Origin of the sequence: Polyangium sorediatum (genome assembly GCF_029946465.1) — a bacterium.
GTDB lineage: Bacteria > Myxococcota_A > Polyangia > Polyangiales > Polyangiaceae > Polyangium > Polyangium fumosum.
This window is the reverse complement of record NZ_JARZHI010000024.1, coordinates 120,240-137,817: the sequence shown is the minus strand read 5'-3', so window position 1 is coordinate 137,817 and position 17,578 is coordinate 120,240. Positions and strand designations below refer to the sequence as shown.

The following is a 17,578-nucleotide window of genomic DNA, read 5'->3' as shown; positions in this document are numbered from 1 at the left end:
CGGACATGTACTATCTCTGCACTCGCGATGTCCGTGCACGGCACCAACCAGCGTGTCGCTGATCGCCTGCTCTCCGAGGGCCGGATCGGGGCCGAGGAGCATCGGCGCGCCGTGGAGCACGCGAGCCGTCAGCGCGGCCGGATCGAGGACTCGCTCGTCGAGCTCGACATCATGCCTGAGGGAGATCTCCTCAAGTACGTCGCGACGCTGCACAACACGCGGTTCGTCTCGACCGAAAAGCTCGCGAAGGCCGCGATCGAGCCGCGCGTGCTCGGGCGCGTGCTGCCGAAGACCGCGAAGATGCACGGCGTCTTCCCGGTGCTGCTCGACGAGGCGAAGTCCGTGCTCTCGGTCGTCACCGCAGATCCCGACAACGACGCCGCGATCCACGAGGTGAAGCTCGCGGCGGGCGTGCGCGAAGTGCGCGCGCTCGTGGCACGGCCGGCGGCGGTGCGCGCCGCGATCGCGCGGCACTACTTCAAGGAAGCGTCGGCCTTCGAGGCGCTCCTCCGTCCGGTCGCGACAAACGTCACGACCGGCGATTTCATCGACATCGACCTCGGCCCGTCGCCCGCGCGACCTGCGACGGGGCCCATCCCAACGCCTGCTGCGTCGCCGCGCAACGCGGCCGTGCAAGCGCCGCCGCCGCGCGGGCCGATGCCGACGTCTCCCTCGGCGACAGGACAAACCAGCCCGTCCGGCGTGCGCGAGCAGACACAGCCTTCGCCGAACGCGGGGAGCACGCAGCCCTCGGCGAACGGCGGACAGGCGCCGATCGCGGCGAACGCGCAGACGTCACCGACGGGAGGACTCCCGCCTCCCGCGCAGGCGCGCCCGCTGACGGCGACCACGCCTTCGCCCACGCCGCTGCCTCCGCCGGTCCCGGTCCTCACGCCGATCGAGACCCACGAGTACATCGAGACGCTCAACGTCCTCGTGAGCTTGCTCGAAGCGAACCGCCAGGATCTCCGCGGCCACTCGGCTGTCGTCGCGCGCCTCTGCCGCCGCACGTGCGAGCGCATCGGCCTCGCGCCTGCACATGTCGCGGCGTTCGTCGTCGCGGCCTACCTCCACGATCTCGGCAAGATGGGCGCGTATCACCTCACCGCGCTGAACGTCGCGGAGTACGAGGGCCACCGCGTCGCGGGCCTCAAGGCTGTCGCGCTCCCGGCGCAGCTCATGGGTTCGGTCGGCTTGCCCGCCGAGACCGTGGCTGCGCTTCAGGCCATGTACGAGCGCTACGACGGCCGTGGCTTGCCGCAGGGACTCGCGGGCAAGGAGATCCCGCTCGGCGCGCGGATCCTCGCGGTCGCGGACACCTACGCCGACCTCACGCAGAACCCGCGCAACCCGTTCCGCAAGATCCTCCGTCCGGCCGAGGCGTGTGACGTGCTCGCCGGGTATCGCGGCACCGTCTTTGATCCGAACATCGTCGACCTCTTCCGGCACGAGGTCACGGGCGACGACATGCGCGCGCGGCTTTTGTCCGAGCGATACACGGTGCTCGTCATCGATCCGGATCCCGAGGAGACCACGGTGCTCGAGCTTCGGCTCATCGAGCAGGGCTTCGAGGTGCGCGTCGCGCGGACCGTCGCGCAGGCGTGGCGTGAGCTCGAGGGCGGCGAGATCGCGGCCGTCGTCAGCGAGATCGACCTCGAAGAGCCGGAGATGGGCCTCGCGCTTCGTGCCGACGCGCAGAAGGAGTCGTGGGGACGCGAGATCACGTGGGTGATCCTCACGCGCAAGAACGACCGCCACAGTGCGCAGAAGGCCTTTGATCTTGGCGTCGACGATTTTGTCGCGAAGCCGACGTCCGCGGACATCTTTGCTGCGAAGCTCCGTCAGCTCGTGGAGCGCCGCGTCGCGCGCGGCGGCGGGCGTGGCGTGGCGGGATCGCTCGCGGAGATGAGCATTCCGGACATGGTCCAGGTCCTCTGGCATGGCCGCAAGACGTGCGCGCTCCGCATCCAGACGGGCAAGAGCACGGGCGAGATCCACTTCGCCGAAGGGCAGATCGTGGACGCGCGCTGGGAGCAGGTCGTCGGCGAAGAGGCCTTCTACCGGATGCTCGCGTTGCTCGAGGGTGAGTTCCGACTCGAACCGGGCGTCGAGCCCTCGGGCCGCACGATCGCCGTCTCGCCCGAGGCGCTCTTGCTCGAAGGCATGCGCCGCCTCGACGAGGGCATGCTCCACGCTCCGTAGCGGTCGTTCCACGTCCGAGCTCTTTTCGTGTTCTCCCGCCCTCGCCCGATCCGGGCGCTTGGAGACACGTAGAATCCGAGGAACCACGCGCTTTCATGGGGTCGCGCGTGGCGAAGCGTCCTCGCTCGGCGCTGCCGGGCACTTGCCCTCGGAGAACCGCGATGAAGCTCCTTCGCGCCCTCGCCTTGTCGTTGCCTTTCCTCGTGGTGCCTGCCCTGTACGCGACCGATTCGAACGCGTGCGGCGGGTGTTTCATCAGCCAGCAAGAGACCACGCAGGTCACGGGCCACCGCATGGTCCTTTCGATCTCGAACGATCGCACGACCCTTTGGGATCAAATTACCTACGCGGGGGATCCCTCCTCGTTCGCCTGGCTTTTGCCGATCAAGGGGCAGGTCGACGTTGGGCTCTCGTCCGACGCCGTCTTCAACGCGCTCGAACAGGGCACGCAGGTCTCGGTCGTCTCGCCCTCGATCAACTGCCTCCCGTCGGACTGCGTGGGCGCGCCGAGCGCCGGCGGGGACGACAGCAACGGCTCCGGCGGCACGACCGGGGGCGTCGAGGTCATCGCCGAGGAGGTCGTGGGCCCGTACGCCACCGTGCAGCTCTCCTCGCAGGATCCGAATGCGCTCGCGAACTGGCTGCTCACGAACGGCTACAACATCCCGCCCGACATCAAGCCGATCGTCGACGCGTACGTGAACGAGGGCTTCGACTTCCTGGCCCTCAAGCTCGTGCCCGGCCAGGGCATCAACTCGATGCGCCCCGTGCGTATTACCTCGCTGGGCGCGGTCCCGGTCCTGCCGCTGCGCATGGTCGCCGCGGGCACGGGCGCGATCACGCCGATCACGTTGTGGGTCCTCGCCGAGGGCCGCTACGAGCCGACGAACTTCCCGAGCTTCCAGATCAAGGCCGCGGATCTCGTGTGGAACTGGGACACGCAGTCGAGCAACTACAAGGACATCAAGCAGCAGAGCTTCGACGCGTCGGGCGGCAAGGCGTGGCTCGTCGAGGCGGGCGAGCCGCTGTCGCGGTACTGGCTCGAGGACAGCCTCAAGTACACGGCCGAGTTCGACCCGGAGAACAGCGGCTACGGCGGCGATCCGATGGGCCCGAGCGCGCTCGACGAGTGCATCGAGGATCTCGACGCGCTCTTCGGCTCGATCCCCGAGAACAGCCTGTGGGTGACCCGCATCCATTCCGAGCTCTCGCGGGCGGCGCTCGCGGCCGACCTCATGCTGGGCGCCTCGAACGATCAGTCGTACGTCGAGCGATGGCTCCAGGTCTCGAACGCCGTCGGCACGCCGCCCGCGTGCCCGCCGCCGCCGGACTGGTGCGTCGATCCGGGCACCGAGCCGGGCACCGATCCCGACCTGAACCCCTGGGACAACGGCTTCGGCGTGGGCAACGACGACCCGAACCTGGGCAACAGCAGCGGGGGCTGCGCCGTCGGCGGCGCAGCGAGCATGCCTGCGGCGCTCGGGCTCCTCGGCGGCGCGATGCTCCTCTCGGTCGCACGTCGCCGTCGCCGCCGGTAAATTGCACCGCGCGTGGAGTTTTTCCGGGGCCGTGAGATCTCGCGGCCCGCGCGATTTTTTCGCAGATCGCGCGTCTTGCCGTTTCGTTCGGGTCGCCCTAGCCTCATTCGCAGGCGTGGACCGCGACCCAGCGGCCGCGACCCGGAGGAAACATGTACGGTCCCAAAGGTCAGAGCAGCGGCGCTGGACGTCCGCCTGCAGCCCCGAAGAAAGTCACCGTTCCGGACATCCGCGCGCGGAAGGCAAATGGGCCGCCGATCGCGATGGTGACGGCTTACGACTTCACGATGGCGCGCCTCCTCGACGAGGGCGGCGCGGACATGCTGCTCGTCGGTGATTCGCTCGGCATGGTCGTGCAAGGGCACCCGACGACGCTGCCGGTGACGGTCGAGGAGATCTGCTACCACGGCCGCGCGGTCGCGCGCGGGGCGCGGCGGGCGCACGTGGTCGGGGACATGCCGTTCATGAGCTTCCAGGTCTCGCCCATGCAGGCGCTGGAGAACGCGGGCCGGCTGATGAAGGACGGCGCGTTCGAAAGCGTGAAGCTCGAAGGCGGCGAGGAGATCGCCGAGCACGTGCGCCGTATCGTCGCGGCGGGCATCCCGGTGTGCGCGCACATCGGGCTCACGCCGCAGTCCGTGCACGCGATGGGCGGCTTCAAGGTGCAGGGCAAGGGCGAAGAGAACGCGGCGCGGCTCGTGCGCGACGCGCAGGCGCTCGACGAGGCCGGCGCGTATGCGATCGTGCTCGAAGCGATCCCGCCGGATCTCGCGGAGGAAATCACGGCGGCCGTGTCGGTCCCGACGATCGGCATCGGCGCGGGCGCGGGGTGTGATGGGCAGGTGCTCGTCTGTTACGACATGCTCGGCATGTACCCGGATCTGCGCCCGCGCTTCGCGAAGCGTTTCTCCGAGGTGGGCGAGCAGATCATGGCGGCGACGCGGGCGTACGTGGACGAGGTGCAAGCGCGCACGTTCCCCGGCGCCGAGCACAGCTTCAAGCCGAACGGCCCGCGTCGCATCACGCCGCCGGCCGAGCCTACGGCGGCGGTGTTGGAGGAGATCCCTCCGCACTGGCAGACGCATTGAGGTTTCGCGGCGAGGGCGGGCCCGAGCGCCCGCCCCGCGCGTCCGGCGTCAATTGCAGTTGATGCCGCAGACCAGGCCGACCTCGCCCACGCAGATCCCGTCCCAGTTTTGCTCGCAGCAATAAGGATCGGCCTTGCAGACGGCCGCGGCGCACGGGTTGCACGTCGGATCCAGCTTGGGGCCCGACTGGCAGATCGAGTGCGCGCAGTTGCAGCTCACGCCGCACTTCATCGTGGCTGCGGCCACGCAGGCCTCGTTCCAGCCCGTCGTGCAGCACGCCGGCTGATCCATGCACACCGACGTGATGCACGGATCCGCGCCGCAGAGCGTATCCGCGAGGTAGGCGCAGGCTCCGTTCCACGGCGACCCCGAGTTCATGCCGCAGCAGTTCGCGTCCTGCATGCACACCTCGTCCACGCACGAGCCGCGGCAGACCTCCGGATCGAGGGCCGCGCCCGTGCCGCAGACCGAGTGCGGGCACTCCGCGCAGGGCCCGCAATCCTGGGGGCACGTCGTGCAGTTGTCCCCGCTGTTGCACACGCCGTCGCCACAGAAGCATTCGCCGCAGTCGTTCGGGCACGAGCTGCACGTCTCGCCGTTGCACTCGCCGTTGCCGCAACAGCCCGCGTTGCAGAGCTGATCGGCGAGCTGCACGCAGTTGTCGCCCCAGAAATTCTCGCAACACCCGGCGCCGTTCTGCGACGCGCAGACCTGCGTGACGCAGGCATTGCAGCCCGCCACGAGCGGATTGCCGACGGTGCAGACGGCGTGCTGGCAGCTATCGCCGCCGCCGGACGAGGACGAGGAGGCGGACGAGGATGACGCAGACGACGACGACGCAGACGACGACGCGCTGGAGCTCGATGCGCTCGACGAGGAAGACGAAGCGCTCCCGGACGAGGACGACGCATTCATGCCGCCCATGCCGCCGCTTCCTCCGGCGCCGCCTTCACCACCCGCGCCGGGATTGTTTGGCGAGCCGAAGAGGTCCCTGCCGTCGGCGGTACACCCAGCCGCGGCGAGCGCGGCGATCGCGAGCAAGCATGTGAATCGCATAGCCTCACTCCTCCGAAGCAAGGAGCACGATGCTACCGCGGTTCAGGCCGACGTGGACGCGGAACCCTCGCGCTTTTGCCCCACCGCGCGCAGGAACAACTCCAGCACGACGAGGCCGAGCAGCCCGAGCGCCACGTAGGGCGACGCGTCAATCGAGGGCACGACCCCGCCGAGCTCCTCGGCGCGCGCCGCATCGATCACGCGCCGCGGACGGAGATCGATCTCGCGCTCGGGCACCGTCGCGACCCGCACCGCGCGCTCGCCGTCGAGCCGCACCTCGTACCGGCCCTGGAGCGGCGCCACGGCGCGGCGGCGTCCGTCCTGCTCCACGACCGGGATCGGCCGCCGCGCCTCGCCCGTGCGCACCGGCAATCGCTCGATCGCCACGTCCTTGAACCCGTCGAACGTGAACGCGTCGCCGACGTCGATCTGCCGCGCCCCGCCCCGCGCCCGCGCCGTGCCCACGAACCGGTCGAGCAGCGCCAGGAAGGCCGGCCGGAGGACGAAGTCGCTCTCGTCCACGGTGAGCGGCAGGGACAGCGCGAAGACGGCGCCCCGGCCGAGCGAACGGCGCAAGAGCAGCGGCGCGCCGTCGCTCCAGCGCGCGAGCACGTCCGCGTTCGTCGCGGCGGCCGGGTCGAAGGACGCGCGCCCGTCGGGCGAGAGCTTCCCAAGGCCTTCCGCGCTCGGGCCGAAAAACACCGCGCTCGTCGCATCGGCGCCCGGGGACGGGCTCGGCCCCCAGCGCACCACGCCCGGCATGAGCGGGTCGAACCCCGCGCCGAGCGGGGCCGTCGCCGCGCGCGGCCCGAACGTCAAGAGCAGCACGCCCCCACGCTCGACCCACGCGGCGAGCGAACGCCGCCCTTCTGGCGTGAAGCCCGGCACGTCGTCCACGATGAGCCCCGCGAACGCGGCGAGCTCGTCCGCGTGGTCTGGCACGGCGGGCAGGGGACGCACCTCCGCGTCGAGGTGCATCGCCGCGAGCGCCTGCTCGATCGGCGGCGGACCCCCCGTGGCCACGTGCGTCGAGGCCACGTCCACCACGACCGCGATTGGCAGCGCTCCGCCGGCCGGCACGACCGGCGCCTCGTCGTCCTCCAGGATCGTGTCGCCTGGCGTGAGCCCGACCGTCAGCTCCTCCGGCGCGCCTTCCGGCACGTCGAGCGCGACCTCTTCGGCGCGGACCGCGGCCCCGAGCGGCGCCGACGCGAGCACCTTGCCCCCGGCGCGCAGCTCCACCGCTCGACCTGCCGAGGCCGAGACCACCGCCGCGCCCTCGCCCGACGCCCGCGCGTCGGGGCTGCACACGACACGCGCCCGCACCTTTCCCGCGCGTAGATCTGCACGTGTCACCGCGCAATCGTTGCCCGAGGCGACGAGCTCCGGCAGCGGCGCCCAAAGCGTCGTGTCCGAGCCGCCGCCGAGGGGCAACGCGTTCGGCGCCCCGTCCGCGAGGTCGCTCAGCAGCACCACGCGCCGATCGGTGTGCGGCACGCTGCGCAGAAGCTCCCGCGCCAGGGAAAGAGCGCCTTCCAGATCGGTCGCGCGATCGGACGGCTCGATCCCGTCGAGCGCGCCCGTCACGGCCGCCATGTTCGTCGTCGACGCGAGCGCCACGCGCGCGGGCGCGCCCCCGAGGACCACGGCCACCGCGTCGCCGCTGCGCAGGCCTGTCGCGAGCTCGCGCGCCGACGCGAGGGCCCGCTCGAACTTCGTCCGCTTCCCTGGCGCGCCCGCCCCGCCTTCCAGCGGCGCGCGCATGCTCAGCGAGTCGTCGATCACGATCGCGAGCGCCACCGACGCTCCGTCCTTCCGAGCCAGCCCGAGCCGCGCGCACCGCACGAACGGCGTCGCGCCGAGCAACGCGAGCAAGAGCACGCTGAGCGCCCGCACCGCGAAGAGCGAGCGATCCTCCAGCATGCTCCGCCGCCGGGCCATGGGCTTCGTCGGTGGCACGAGCTTCGCGGGCGGGAAGGGTTGCTCCTCGGCTTTCCTTCGCCGGAGCAGGTGCGCCGCGACCGGCGCGCCGACGAGCAGCGCCACGAGCAGCGCGGCGATCGTGGCGAAGCTCATGCGCGCGCCTCGGCCACGGCGCGCACCACCTCGCGCACCACGTCGGCGGGAGACTTGTCCGTCGTGGCCTCGACCCAGCGACCGCCCCGCGCGGACAGCTCCTTCGACCAGCGCTCGGCGATCCCCGCGATCCGCTCGCGATACACGGCGCGCACCTCCTCGGCGTCCGTCTCCACGACCACGTCGCCCTCGCTCGCGCGGAGCCGCACGTGCCCGGAGAACCCGAGATCTGCCTCGTTGGGATCGAGCACCCGCAGCGCGACGAGCGAGCGCCCGCCGGCCCCGAGCGCCGTGAACGCCGAGAGCGCCCGCTCCGGCAGGTCCACGAAATCGCTCACCAGCACGATCACCGCGCCGCGCCGCGCGCGCCGCGCCACGGGGGCGAGGGCGCGCTCCATGGCTGCCTCGTCCGCGCTCGCGTCGCCTGCGGCCGCGGCCCCTTCGAGCGCCCCTGCGACCCGGTCGAACGCCTCGCGCCCGCTCGACGCTGGCAGCGGCATCGTCCCCCGCCCGCCGATCCACGCGAGCCCCACGGGATCACCCGTCGACAGCGCCACGCGCGCCAGCGCCGCGGCCACGAGCGCCCCGTAGGCGAGCTTCGCGCCCGGGGCCCGGCTGCTCCGGTAGGCCATCGACGCCGTCGCATCCACGCAGAGCCAGAGCGCGCGATCCGTCTCCGTCTCGAACTCGCGCACCATCATCCGGTCGTGCCGGAGCAGCGCGCGCCGGTCGAAGAACCGGAGATCGTCGCCGGGCACGTAAGGCCTATGCCCGCCGAACTCCACGCCGGGGCCTTTGCGTACGCTCCGGTGCCCGCCTGCGTACACGCCCTCGGCCAGCGTCCGGGCCCGCAGGCGCAGCGGCGCGAGGCTACCCCAGTCGATGGGGATCCCGTCCGTTCCGGAGCGCTGCGAGGGGCGAAGCTCGGCCATGAGGGGGACCGATGCATTACCCCAACGCGAAAGACCCGCCACGACAAAACTTGTGGCAAGGAGAGGACCGTGCGCGTGTTCTTCTGCGATCACGTGGAGGTCCCGCTTCCGCCTGGGCATCGTTTCCCGATGGCGAAGTACGCACGCCTGCGCGAGCGCTTGCTGGAGGCGCGCCTGCTCGATCCGACCGACCTCCTGCCTTCCACGCCTGCCTCGATCGCCGACCTCGCGCGTGTCCACGCGCCGCACTACCTCGAAGGCCTGCTCTCGGGCGCGCTCGACCCCCGCGTCCTGCGCGCCATTGGGTTTCCCTGGTCCGACGCCCTCGTGCGCCGGTCCCGCGCCAGCGTCTCGGGCACGATCTGCGCGGGCCGCGCGGCCCTGGAAGACGGCATTTCGGGAAACCTCGCCGGCGGCACGCACCACGCTTTCGCGGATCGCGGCGCTGGATTCTGTGTCTACAACGACATCGCCGTCGCCTGCCGCACCTTGCTCGACGCGGGCGACGTCCGCCGCGTGCTCGTCCTCGACCTCGACGTCCACCAGGGCGACGGCACGGCCTCCATTTTCGAGAACGACCCCCGCGTGTATACGGCCTCGATCCACGGCGAAAAGAACTTCCCTTTCCACAAGCAGCGGAGCGACCTCGACCTCGCGCTCCCGGACCAGACGGGCGACGACGAATACCTCGCCGCGCTGGAAACCTTTCTCGCCCGTGCCTTCGCCGAATCGAACCCTGATTTGGTCTTTTTCCAGGGCGGCGTGGATGCCCTCGCAGCGGACAAACTGGGCCGGCTCGGCATGACGGCGGCGGGCATGCGCCGGAGGGACGCGCGTGTCCTCGGCGAGGCGCGCCGGCGCGGCATTCCGATCGCGCTCACCCTGGGCGGCGGATATGCCGATCCCATCGACGCGACCCTCGACGCGCACGTCGGGACGTATACGGTCGCCCGCGAGGTCTTCGGATGACGCCCGGCCGCTCCACGCTGCTCCTCCTCGCGGCTTTGCTCCCGGCCTGCCGTGGCGGCGAATCGACCGACGCGGCGGCGCCGCCGCCCGAGACCCCGCCGTCTGCCGCGCCCTCCGCGGCCCCGCCGCGCCGCCCGACGACCCGCCATTACCTCGCGCGTACGGCGGAGCGATGCGAGGTGTATTCGGTCGACCGGGACGCCGTCTCCCCGGCGACGCGGACCCCGTGCCCGCCGGATTTGCATGTCGGCGAGCGCATTCGTGTCATGGGGAAATCGTGCATGCGGGAGGGGAGCACGGAGCGGAGGCAGCCGGTGGTGTGTCCGGGGGCGCTCTTGGGGGCGCGGCCGACGACGGTGGACGGCGGGGGCTGAGCGAGTTCGATTCGTCGAAATCGTCCCGGTTCACGCGTCCGCCCGCTGTTTTCGAACGAAACGGCCTTTGCCTCCCGCTTCGGCCCTGCGCGGGGCGGCGTCCCACACGCCCCGGGCCACCCGACCGGCCTCTGTGTCTCCGGAGGGCGGAGCCAATCGGGTATGCTTCGAATGAGGTGTTTGGCGCGGCGCTGCTGTATCGTGGGGATGCGAGCGCCTCATGGGCTCGCGGGTGGATGTCCTTGGGGCGTTGGGCGTGGGAGGGTGCGCATGAAACGGATCGTCATCGGGGTGCTGCTCGTTTCGATCGCTCTGCCTGCGCCTGGGTGCACGGAGGACAAGTGCAAGAATCCGGCGAAGGGAGCGGACCGTATCAAAGGCATCTGGACGGATGGGGATGCGATCAAGTGCAACGCGGTCGTGACCTGCCCCGGTCATGGCGGGCGCCCGGACAACAGGTTTGCGCTTCAGGGAGGCGATGATCCCGCCACCATCGACCAGCACCGCGATTCCTGGAATGCGAACCAGTGCAAGAAACTGGTGATGCAGAAGGAGTGGTTCAACAAGGAGTGCACGGTCGAGGCCTTCCCGGAGATCATTTGCCTCGACGTGGACGGTGGTTCAGGCGCGCCGGGTCCCATACCGACCGGGGGGACCCTGGTCACGGTCGGCGTTGGAGCGGGTAGCGGAGACTCCTGGATCACGGAGCAGGGGGCGGGCGGCGCTGGAGGGTCCAGCGAAGAAGCCGGGCAGGCCGGACACGGCGGAGACTGATCACTGTTCAGAGGTGGCGCCGGACGAGCCTGAGGGAGGCGATTGCCCCGTAGCCTCCTGCCACTCGGTGTACCAATCCGTGCCCTTCAGCGCGGGGCAAAGCGACTCCGTCTTGGTGCGAAAACAAGCCAGGAATTCCTCCTGGTCGATGTTCAGCGTCTGGTGTTTTTGTCGCAGCGAATCCTGGCACCGAGTCGAGGCAGTACCGATGTCGAGCCAGAAGCGAGCCCCCTGCAGGTCTTCACAGGAGGCGCACCAGATCGGGTCGAGCCCCGTGCAAGGCACCTTCTCCGGGCAGAACTCCAGGACGCAACTCGCCTGGCACGCGTCCGTGTACTCGTCGGTGACGGTAGGACACTCCACGTGCTTGCAGTATCCCTCGGACAGCTCTGCGAGGTCCTCGCAAATCTCTTCACGGGTTTGGCCCGTGCCCCTGGGCTCCCCCCGATACGCCCCCAGCCCCACGGTGACCAGCGCGACGGCAGCGACGGCGATGGCGATGTACGGTCCGCGTCGTTTCATGGCTGTCTCCCCTGGGCCCAACGAGCGTACACCACTCCGCCGGGAAAGACGAGCATCCAGCCGCGGATCGCGCGGCTCGGGCGCGGTTCGTCCCCGGAACGTGGCCGTGTCACCTCGTTCCCCTCTGCGGGAAAGATCCCAGGCATGACGCGCGGCTGCTCGTCTCCCGAAAACGGCGCCCGACTGCTCCAGCGGCCCGCGCTATCACGTCCGAAATCGTGATGGTCTTTCGGCCGAGCGCCGTTCGGCCGAAAGACTGCCATTGGCCCCAGGTCCCGGATCACCGAGCAGGGCGTGGGCGGCGCTGGAGGGTCCAGCAAAGTCAGGCGACCTCCTCGATTGTGATGACCTCCCCTTCAAAATCGGGCGGTCGTTCTATACGGGTAGGCCAACGCCGTAGTGAACCAGCCACGCGGCTGCCTTGGTAGGCAACGCCGTTGCCGGTCTTGATCGGGCCTGTTCGATGAACGGCGCTCCGCGCAGCTCATCGAGCTTGGGTCCAGCGCCTCGCTGGTCCGGGGTGCAGGGGGCGGACAGCCCCTGCTGGGGTCTGGGGCAACGCCCCAGCGCCGCGCCTGCACTGTGCATTCACGGGCCGGCCTTGTGCCTTCGTGACGGCGACGTCTGCCGCGGCGGAGCGAGTGTGTGCATTTTCACGTCGGCGCGCTGCATTCCTGCGGTCGGCGCGTGCCTCCATGGGGGCGACGTGTGCCGTCACACGTCGAGGGCCTGCCTTGGGGGGGGACGAGTGTGCCTTTGCGGGGAGACGGTGTGCCGTCCCACGTGGAGGGCGTGCCTTGGCGGGGTGGGGGGATGCATCCGTGGGGGAGGGGGTTGCCGCGCGGGGGCGGGGGCGTGCAATCGCGCGCCGGAACACGCATTCCTGGGCCGCCGGGCTCGAGGCGAAGGCCAGGAGATAACGCCCCGTTTCCCTTCCTTACCTCTGCGCGCGCGACAGTCCTTGTCCGTCGCGCGCGATGGCGCGTACCCTTCGGGCCTTGGCGACCAGGGTTCAGGGGAACATCGGCGAGAAATACGCGCTGTCGGCCGTCCTCGGGGAAGGGACGACGGGCACGGTCTACGCCGCGAAGAACCTGCGAACCGGCCGGCGCGTCGCGATCAAGTCGCTGCGGGTCGGGAGCATCCTCGATCCGGGGAATCCCGAACTCCTGCGTTTCGAGCAGGAGGCGCGCATCGCGGGCTCGCTCGAGTCGGAGCACATCGCCCAGGTCCTCGACATCGAGCGTGATCCGGCCACGGACATCCCGTTCCTCGTGATGGAGCTGCTCCGCGGGGAGGACCTGCAATCCCTCCTCGATCGGGTCGGTCCCTTGCCGGTCGACGTGGCGCTGCGGATCGCGGCGCAGGCTTGCGCGGGGCTCGCAGCGGCGCACGCGGCGGGCGTGGTGCATCGGGACGTCAAGCCCGGCAATGTCTTCCTCGCCCGGCGCGAGGGCGGCGAGATCGTGGTCAAGATCCTCGATTTCGGCCTCGCCAAGATACGGCGCCTCCCGCCGGACGGGTCGACGAGCGCTGCGTCTTCGGCCCTCTCGGCGCCGCAGCAATCGATGACCGAGACGGGGCAGCTCCTCGGCTCGCCGCTTTACATGTCGCCCGAGCAGCTCGACGGCGCGAAGGGCGTCGACGCCCGCAGCGACCTGTTTTCGCTGGCGGTGACGTTGTTCGCAATGCTCGCCGGAAAACCGCCGCACGCGGACGTCAAATCATTTCCTTTGCTCCTCAGCCATATCGCGTCGAAGCCGATGCCCAAGGTCCGCGAGGTCGCGGCGGAGGTCGGTCCCTTGGTGGAGGCGCTCCTCGAACGGGCGTCGCGGCTCGAACGGGAAGAGCGGTTTGGAAGCGCGACGGCGATGCTCGAAGCGATGACGCCCCTTTTGCCGGGAGGCACGGCGCTGCGGGAGGACATGCTCGTCGGACGAGGGGACGCGCCCCGCGAGGTCGTAATGACCCACGTGGAGAGCGATCCACGCGTCATGGCCGAGCGCGCGGCGGCCGAGGAACGTGCGCCGGCGAAGACGGCGGACGCGTCGCGCCCCCGGCGATGGCTTGTGAGGATCGGGGGCGCCGTTTTCGTGGTGATGGCCGTCGCGGCGGCCTTGGTGATTCTCGGACGCTGAGAAGGCGCATGAACCAACGGCACATCCTGGCGTTCATCGATCGGCTCCGGAAGGCGAGGACCTTCGAGGACGCCGCGCTCACCATGCTGCGCGAGATGCTCGACGCGGCGCAGGCGGCGCTCGCGGAGAGCGGCTTTTCCGGCCGAGGCCGCATCCTCCGCGGCATGGCCCATTGGCGGCCCAGTGACGGGTATCGGCGCTTGGTCCTCCTCGACGATACCCAGCGCAGCGGGGAGCCGGCGATCCATCATCTGCCCTCCGCGAGCGCATGGCGCTGGGTCGTCACGCGCGAAGGTCCCATTGCGATCGATGTGCCGCTCGGCCGCGTCTGGACGTGGCAAAACGACGCCGCGAAGGTGCTGAAGGAGGGCGGATTCTCTGGTCAGGACAGCGTCCTCCGGCTGACGAGCCGCGACACGAGCCACCTCTACGCGATTCCGCTGCGCGCCTTGCACGGCGCCGTCGAGGGAATGGCCACGGTCGAGGCGGGCTGCCCGCGGGCCGTCGGCGAGGATTTCATCTTCCCCGCCCTTCAAGAATCGCTGGAGCTCCTCGCCGAGCTCGCGGCGCCTTACCTCGCGACCCTCCCGCCCCGGCCTGCGGCGGCCGGCGTGACCGACGACCTCTTGCCCGTCCTTGGCCAGAGCATGGCGGGCTTGATCGACATGCTCCGTGTCTTCGCGCTGCAGGAGGAGACCCTGCTCATCGGCGGCCCCACGGGTGCTGGCAAATCGCGCCTCGCGCGCTGGTGCCACGCGCGATCGGTCCGGCGCGGGGCCCCTTTCGAGGTGCTCGACCTCATCGCCGTGCCCGAGGAGCTGCAAATGGCGGAGCTCTTCGGCTGGAAAAAGGGCGCATTCACGGGCGCCGTGCGTGACACGCCCGGATGCATCACGCGCGCCTTCAAGGGGACCTTGTTCATCGACGAGATCGACAAGCTCTCGCTGAAGGCGCAGGCTGGTTTGCTCCAGCTCCTCGAATCGCGCACGTATCGCCCGATCGGGGACGGGGCGCGTGAGCAGCAGGCGAACGTGCGTTTCATCGTGGGGAGCAACGTCGACCTGTACGACCAGGTGAAGGCCGGCCGATTCCGGGAGGATCTTTACTATCGGATCAACGTGCTCCCGGTGAAGCTGCCCCCGCTCGACGAGCGCCGGGACGAGATCGCAGAATGGGCGCGGTTCATGGCATTGCGGCGCCATCGAGAATCGGTCCCGGGCGGGGAGGCGCGGATCGCGGCCGGCGTGGAGCGGCTCCTCGTCGAGCACACGTGGCCGGGCAATTTGCGGCAGCTCGACAATGTGGTCCGCCGGGCGTATGCGCTCGCGCTCATGACGCACGGCGATGCAGGACCGGAGATCTTGCTGGAGGAAAAGCATTTCGCGCGCGCGTTGAGCTACGAGCGGGGGAGCGAGCGAAGGTCGACGCTGGACGACGTGCGCGCCGCGGCCGTCGCGGTGGTGGAGGAGGCCGAGCGGCAGCAGGGCAAGGGCCTCGTGCTCGATCTGGATCTCTCGGACGCATTCCGCGGCCTCGTGCTCGGCACGGCGGTGGAGCGGCTCGGCAGCAAGGACGCGGCGTTCCGGCTTTTTGGGAAGGGCGCGCAGGTGCAAGCGCGCAATCACCACAAGATGCTGCGGCGCGAGATGGAGAAGGTCGAGGCGCTTTGCAAGGCGCTCGGGGAGGAGGGGGCGCCCTTTCGGGAGCTGGGGGACGACGAGGCCTGAGCGCCCGGGGCCAGCGTCCACGGACGACGCACGCGCGTACCTACGTTACGCGCGCCGATCCCCGCTCGGGCCCCGCGTTCGGGCGAGGCCCGTGTGCACGCAGGGGAGTTTGCCCTGCGTCTCCTGGGGAGAGGGCCCCGGCGACCGTGTCTCTCGCGTGTCGGCATGCGGGTTGCTCTGCGGCTCTCCGCACCGCGAGCAACGCGGCCCGACATCGTATCCCGCTGGAGCTTCGACACCCATGAAACGTTATCATTCCATGACGCTTGCCATCGCGTCGGTCCTTGCCATTTCCTACGCGTCGACCGGCTGCTCTGGCCCGGCCGAACCCTCCGCCGAGGAAAACGTTCAGACGGATGTGGGCCCGCTCTATGTGGCCTCGACGAAGTTGTGGAGCACGCAGACCGTCCAGGTCTGCTGGGAAAACCCCAGCGCGGCGCCTCAAGCCGAGAGAGACTGGGTCAGACAAGCCGTCCTCAGGACGTGGGATGCCCACACGTGGCTGGATTTGAATGGCTGGGGTACATGCACCAGCTCATCGAATGGAATTCGCATTCGAATCGCCGATGAAGCCGACGCCCCACACACAGAGGTCCTCGGCACCGATCTCGACGGCATGGTGAATGGCATGGTATTGAACTTCACCTTCCAGAACTGGGGCACGGAGTGTCAGAGCACGCGCCAGTTCTGCATCGAAGCAATCGGGGTGCACGAGTTTGGGCACGCGCTCGGATTCGCTCACGAGCAGAATCGGCCCGACACCCCGTCGGACTGCAAAAAGAGGCAGGGGCCCGACGGTGACCTTACGGTAAACCCGTGGGATGCGGATTCGATCATGAATTACTGCAATCTGTTGTGGAACAACGACGGCGAGCTCAGCCAGAGCGACATCGCCGGCGCGATCGCGATGTACGGCATTCCGCGATGGATAACGCAGTACGGCTATGTTCACGGATGGCGTGTGGACAAGCACCCGCGGTTGATGGCGGACGTCAACGATGATGGGAAGCAGGATGTCGTCGCATTCGGCGATGCGGGGACGTTCGTGTCCAGGTCCACCGGGACCGGCTTCATGGCGCCGGAACTATGGGTGGACCAATTCAATTACGATCACGGCTGGCGCACCGAGTATCACGAGCGGATGATGGCGGATGTCAACAACGATGACAAGCAGGACATCGTCGGCTTTGGGGACGCAGGCGTGCTGGTCTCGCTCTCGACGGGAACCTCGTTCACGGCGCCGTCACTCTGGGTCGCCGATTATGGCTGGAATCAGGGCTACCGCGTGGACAAGCACCCGCGCATGATGGCCGACGTCAACAACGATGGGAAGCTGGACGTCGTCGCTTTCGGGGACAATGGCGTGGTCGTGTCGCTCTCGACGGGAAGCTCGTTCACGGCGGCGTCGCTCTGGCTCGCCAATTACGGCTACAATCAAGGCTATCGCATCGACCAGCACCCGCGCATGATGGCCGACGTCAACAACGATGGGAAACAAGACGTCGTCGTCTTTGCCAACGACGGCGTGTACGTGGCGCTCTCGACGGGGACCTCCTTCTCGACGCCATCGCTTTGGGTCGGAAATTATGGTTACAACCACGCCTACCGCGTGGACATGCATCCGCGGATGATGGCCGATGTCAATGCCGACGGGAAGCAGGACGTCGTCGCCTTCGGTGACAACGGCGTGGTCGTGTCTACCTCGACGGGAAGCTCCTTCACGACGCCCCAGGTCTGGGTCAGCAACTACGGGTACAATCAAGTCGGATGGCGCGTGAACCAGCACCCGCGCATGATGGCGGATGTCGACAATGACGGGAGAGCTGACGTGGTCGGCTTTGCGGGCAACGGCGTTTATATCTCGCGCTCGACCGGGAGCTCGTTCACGGCGCCGAACCGCCTGGTGGAAGCCTTCGGTTATGATTTCGGATGGCGCGTGGACCAGCACCCGCGCATGATGGCGGACATCAATGGTGATGGAACGCAGGACGTGGTCGGCTTTGCAAATGACGGCGTCTTCGTCAGACAGAACTACTGAGGCCCTGCGGCGTGCGCTCTTCGGGCGCATGCGACGCCGTCTGCCCCTGAGCGTCCACGGATGACGCACGCGCGTACCTACGTTACGCGCGCCGACCCTCGCCCGGGCCCGCGTCCGGGCGAGGATCGTGTAGACGCAGCTTTC

The 17,578-nt window shown here is 69.2% G+C and carries 13 protein-coding genes; 9 read left to right on the top strand and 4 right to left on the bottom strand.

The window, feature by feature from the left end; all coding sequences use genetic code 11:
* Positions 1–27 precede the first annotated feature (27 nt).
* The 3 genes from QHF89_RS25735 to panB all read left to right on the top strand — a co-directional run bounded on the left by QHF89_RS25735 (position 28) and on the right by panB (position 4,828).
* Positions 28–2,202, top strand: coding sequence for a DUF4388 domain-containing protein (locus QHF89_RS25735; RefSeq protein ID WP_136969187.1), 2,175 nt, complete (start codon positions 28–30; stop codon positions 2,200–2,202).
* Between the two features lie 161 nt (positions 2,203–2,363).
* Positions 2,364–3,740 (top strand): DUF2330 domain-containing protein, encoded by a 1,377-nt coding sequence (locus tag QHF89_RS25730; protein ID WP_284720937.1) that lies wholly within the window; start codon positions 2,364–2,366, stop codon positions 3,738–3,740.
* Between the two features lie 152 nt (positions 3,741–3,892).
* Complete coding sequence (gene panB / locus QHF89_RS25725; protein WP_136969185.1) at positions 3,893–4,828, top strand: 3-methyl-2-oxobutanoate hydroxymethyltransferase; 936 nt, start codon at positions 3,893–3,895, stop codon at positions 4,826–4,828.
* A gap of 48 nt (positions 4,829–4,876) precedes the next feature.
* Here panB and QHF89_RS25720 read toward each other — a convergent pair whose 3' ends face one another.
* From QHF89_RS25720 to QHF89_RS25710, 3 genes are read right to left on the bottom strand one after another with little or no spacing between them, the layout of a single operon-like run.
* On the bottom strand, positions 4,877–5,884 hold the full coding sequence (locus QHF89_RS25720) for a hypothetical protein (RefSeq protein WP_136969184.1): 1,008 nt from the start codon (positions 5,882–5,884) through the stop codon (positions 4,877–4,879).
* A gap of 42 nt (positions 5,885–5,926) precedes the next feature.
* On the bottom strand, positions 5,927–7,960 hold the full coding sequence (locus QHF89_RS25715) for a VWA domain-containing protein (protein ID WP_136969183.1): 2,034 nt from the start codon (positions 7,958–7,960) through the stop codon (positions 5,927–5,929).
* Positions 7,957–8,892, bottom strand: coding sequence for a DUF58 domain-containing protein (locus QHF89_RS25710; protein WP_136969182.1), 936 nt, complete (start codon positions 8,890–8,892; stop codon positions 7,957–7,959). The genes QHF89_RS25715 and QHF89_RS25710 overlap by 4 nt, the downstream gene beginning before the upstream one ends.
* 69 nt (positions 8,893–8,961) lie before the next feature.
* Here QHF89_RS25710 and QHF89_RS25705 point away from each other — a divergent pair, with 69 nt between their 5' ends.
* From QHF89_RS25705 to QHF89_RS25695, 3 genes are all read left to right on the top strand, one after another.
* A complete protein-coding gene (locus tag QHF89_RS25705) occupies positions 8,962–9,861 on the top strand; it encodes an arginase family protein (RefSeq protein WP_136969181.1) in 900 nt (299 codons plus the stop codon).
* On the top strand, positions 9,858–10,235 hold the full coding sequence (locus QHF89_RS25700; protein ID WP_284720935.1) for a hypothetical protein: 378 nt from the start codon (positions 9,858–9,860) through the stop codon (positions 10,233–10,235). Before QHF89_RS25705 ends, QHF89_RS25700 begins: the two co-directional genes overlap by 4 nt.
* Before the next feature lie 270 nt (positions 10,236–10,505).
* Entirely contained in the window at positions 10,506–11,009 is a 504-nt protein-coding gene (locus QHF89_RS25695) for a hypothetical protein (RefSeq protein WP_136969180.1), read from the top strand.
* Here QHF89_RS25695 and QHF89_RS25690 read toward each other — a convergent pair whose 3' ends face one another.
* Positions 11,010–11,531, bottom strand: a complete 522-nt coding sequence (locus QHF89_RS25690; protein WP_136969179.1) for a hypothetical protein — start codon at positions 11,529–11,531, stop codon at positions 11,010–11,012. It abuts the gene before it with no gap.
* A gap of 998 nt (positions 11,532–12,529) precedes the next feature.
* Here QHF89_RS25690 and QHF89_RS25685 point away from each other — a divergent pair.
* From QHF89_RS25685 to QHF89_RS25675, 3 genes are all read left to right on the top strand, one after another.
* Positions 12,530–13,669: a serine/threonine-protein kinase gene (locus tag QHF89_RS25685; protein ID WP_284720934.1), complete on the top strand. Its 1,140-nt coding sequence runs from the start codon at positions 12,530–12,532 to the stop codon at positions 13,667–13,669.
* An 8-nt stretch (positions 13,670–13,677) separates the two neighbouring features.
* On the top strand, positions 13,678–15,396 hold the full coding sequence (locus tag QHF89_RS25680) for a sigma-54-dependent transcriptional regulator (RefSeq protein WP_136969177.1): 1,719 nt from the start codon (positions 13,678–13,680) through the stop codon (positions 15,394–15,396).
* Positions 15,397–15,637: 241 nt separating this feature from the next.
* The gene (locus QHF89_RS25675; protein WP_136969176.1) at positions 15,638–17,434 is read left to right on the top strand and encodes an FG-GAP-like repeat-containing protein; all 1,797 of its coding nucleotides are present in this window, start codon (positions 15,638–15,640) and stop codon (positions 17,432–17,434) included.
* The last annotated feature ends 144 nt before the right edge of the window (positions 17,435–17,578 follow it).

Bases quoted from the DNA above. Each gene is read 5' to 3' on its own strand.
- QHF89_RS25735 (WP_136969187.1), top strand. From the start codon at position 28: ATGTCCGTGCACGGCACCAACCAGCGTGTCGCTGATCGCCTGCTCTCC.
- QHF89_RS25730 (WP_284720937.1), top strand. From the start codon at position 2,364: ATGAAGCTCCTTCGCGCCCTCGCCTTGTCGTTGCCTTTCCTCGTGGTG.
- panB (WP_136969185.1), top strand. From the start codon at position 3,893: ATGTACGGTCCCAAAGGTCAGAGCAGCGGCGCTGGACGTCCGCCTGCA.
- QHF89_RS25720 (WP_136969184.1), bottom strand. From the start codon at position 5,884: ATGCGATTCACATGCTTGCTCGCGATCGCCGCGCTCGCCGCGGCTGGG.
- QHF89_RS25715 (WP_136969183.1), bottom strand. From the start codon at position 7,960: ATGAGCTTCGCCACGATCGCCGCGCTGCTCGTGGCGCTGCTCGTCGGC.
- QHF89_RS25710 (WP_136969182.1), bottom strand. From the start codon at position 8,892: ATGGCCGAGCTTCGCCCCTCGCAGCGCTCCGGAACGGACGGGATCCCC.
- QHF89_RS25700 (WP_284720935.1), top strand. From the start codon at position 9,858: ATGACGCCCGGCCGCTCCACGCTGCTCCTCCTCGCGGCTTTGCTCCCG.
- QHF89_RS25695 (WP_136969180.1), top strand. From the start codon at position 10,506: ATGAAACGGATCGTCATCGGGGTGCTGCTCGTTTCGATCGCTCTGCCT.
- QHF89_RS25690 (WP_136969179.1), bottom strand. From the start codon at position 11,531: ATGAAACGACGCGGACCGTACATCGCCATCGCCGTCGCTGCCGTCGCG.
- QHF89_RS25680 (WP_136969177.1), top strand. From the start codon at position 13,678: ATGAACCAACGGCACATCCTGGCGTTCATCGATCGGCTCCGGAAGGCG.
- QHF89_RS25675 (WP_136969176.1), top strand. From the start codon at position 15,638: ATGAAACGTTATCATTCCATGACGCTTGCCATCGCGTCGGTCCTTGCC.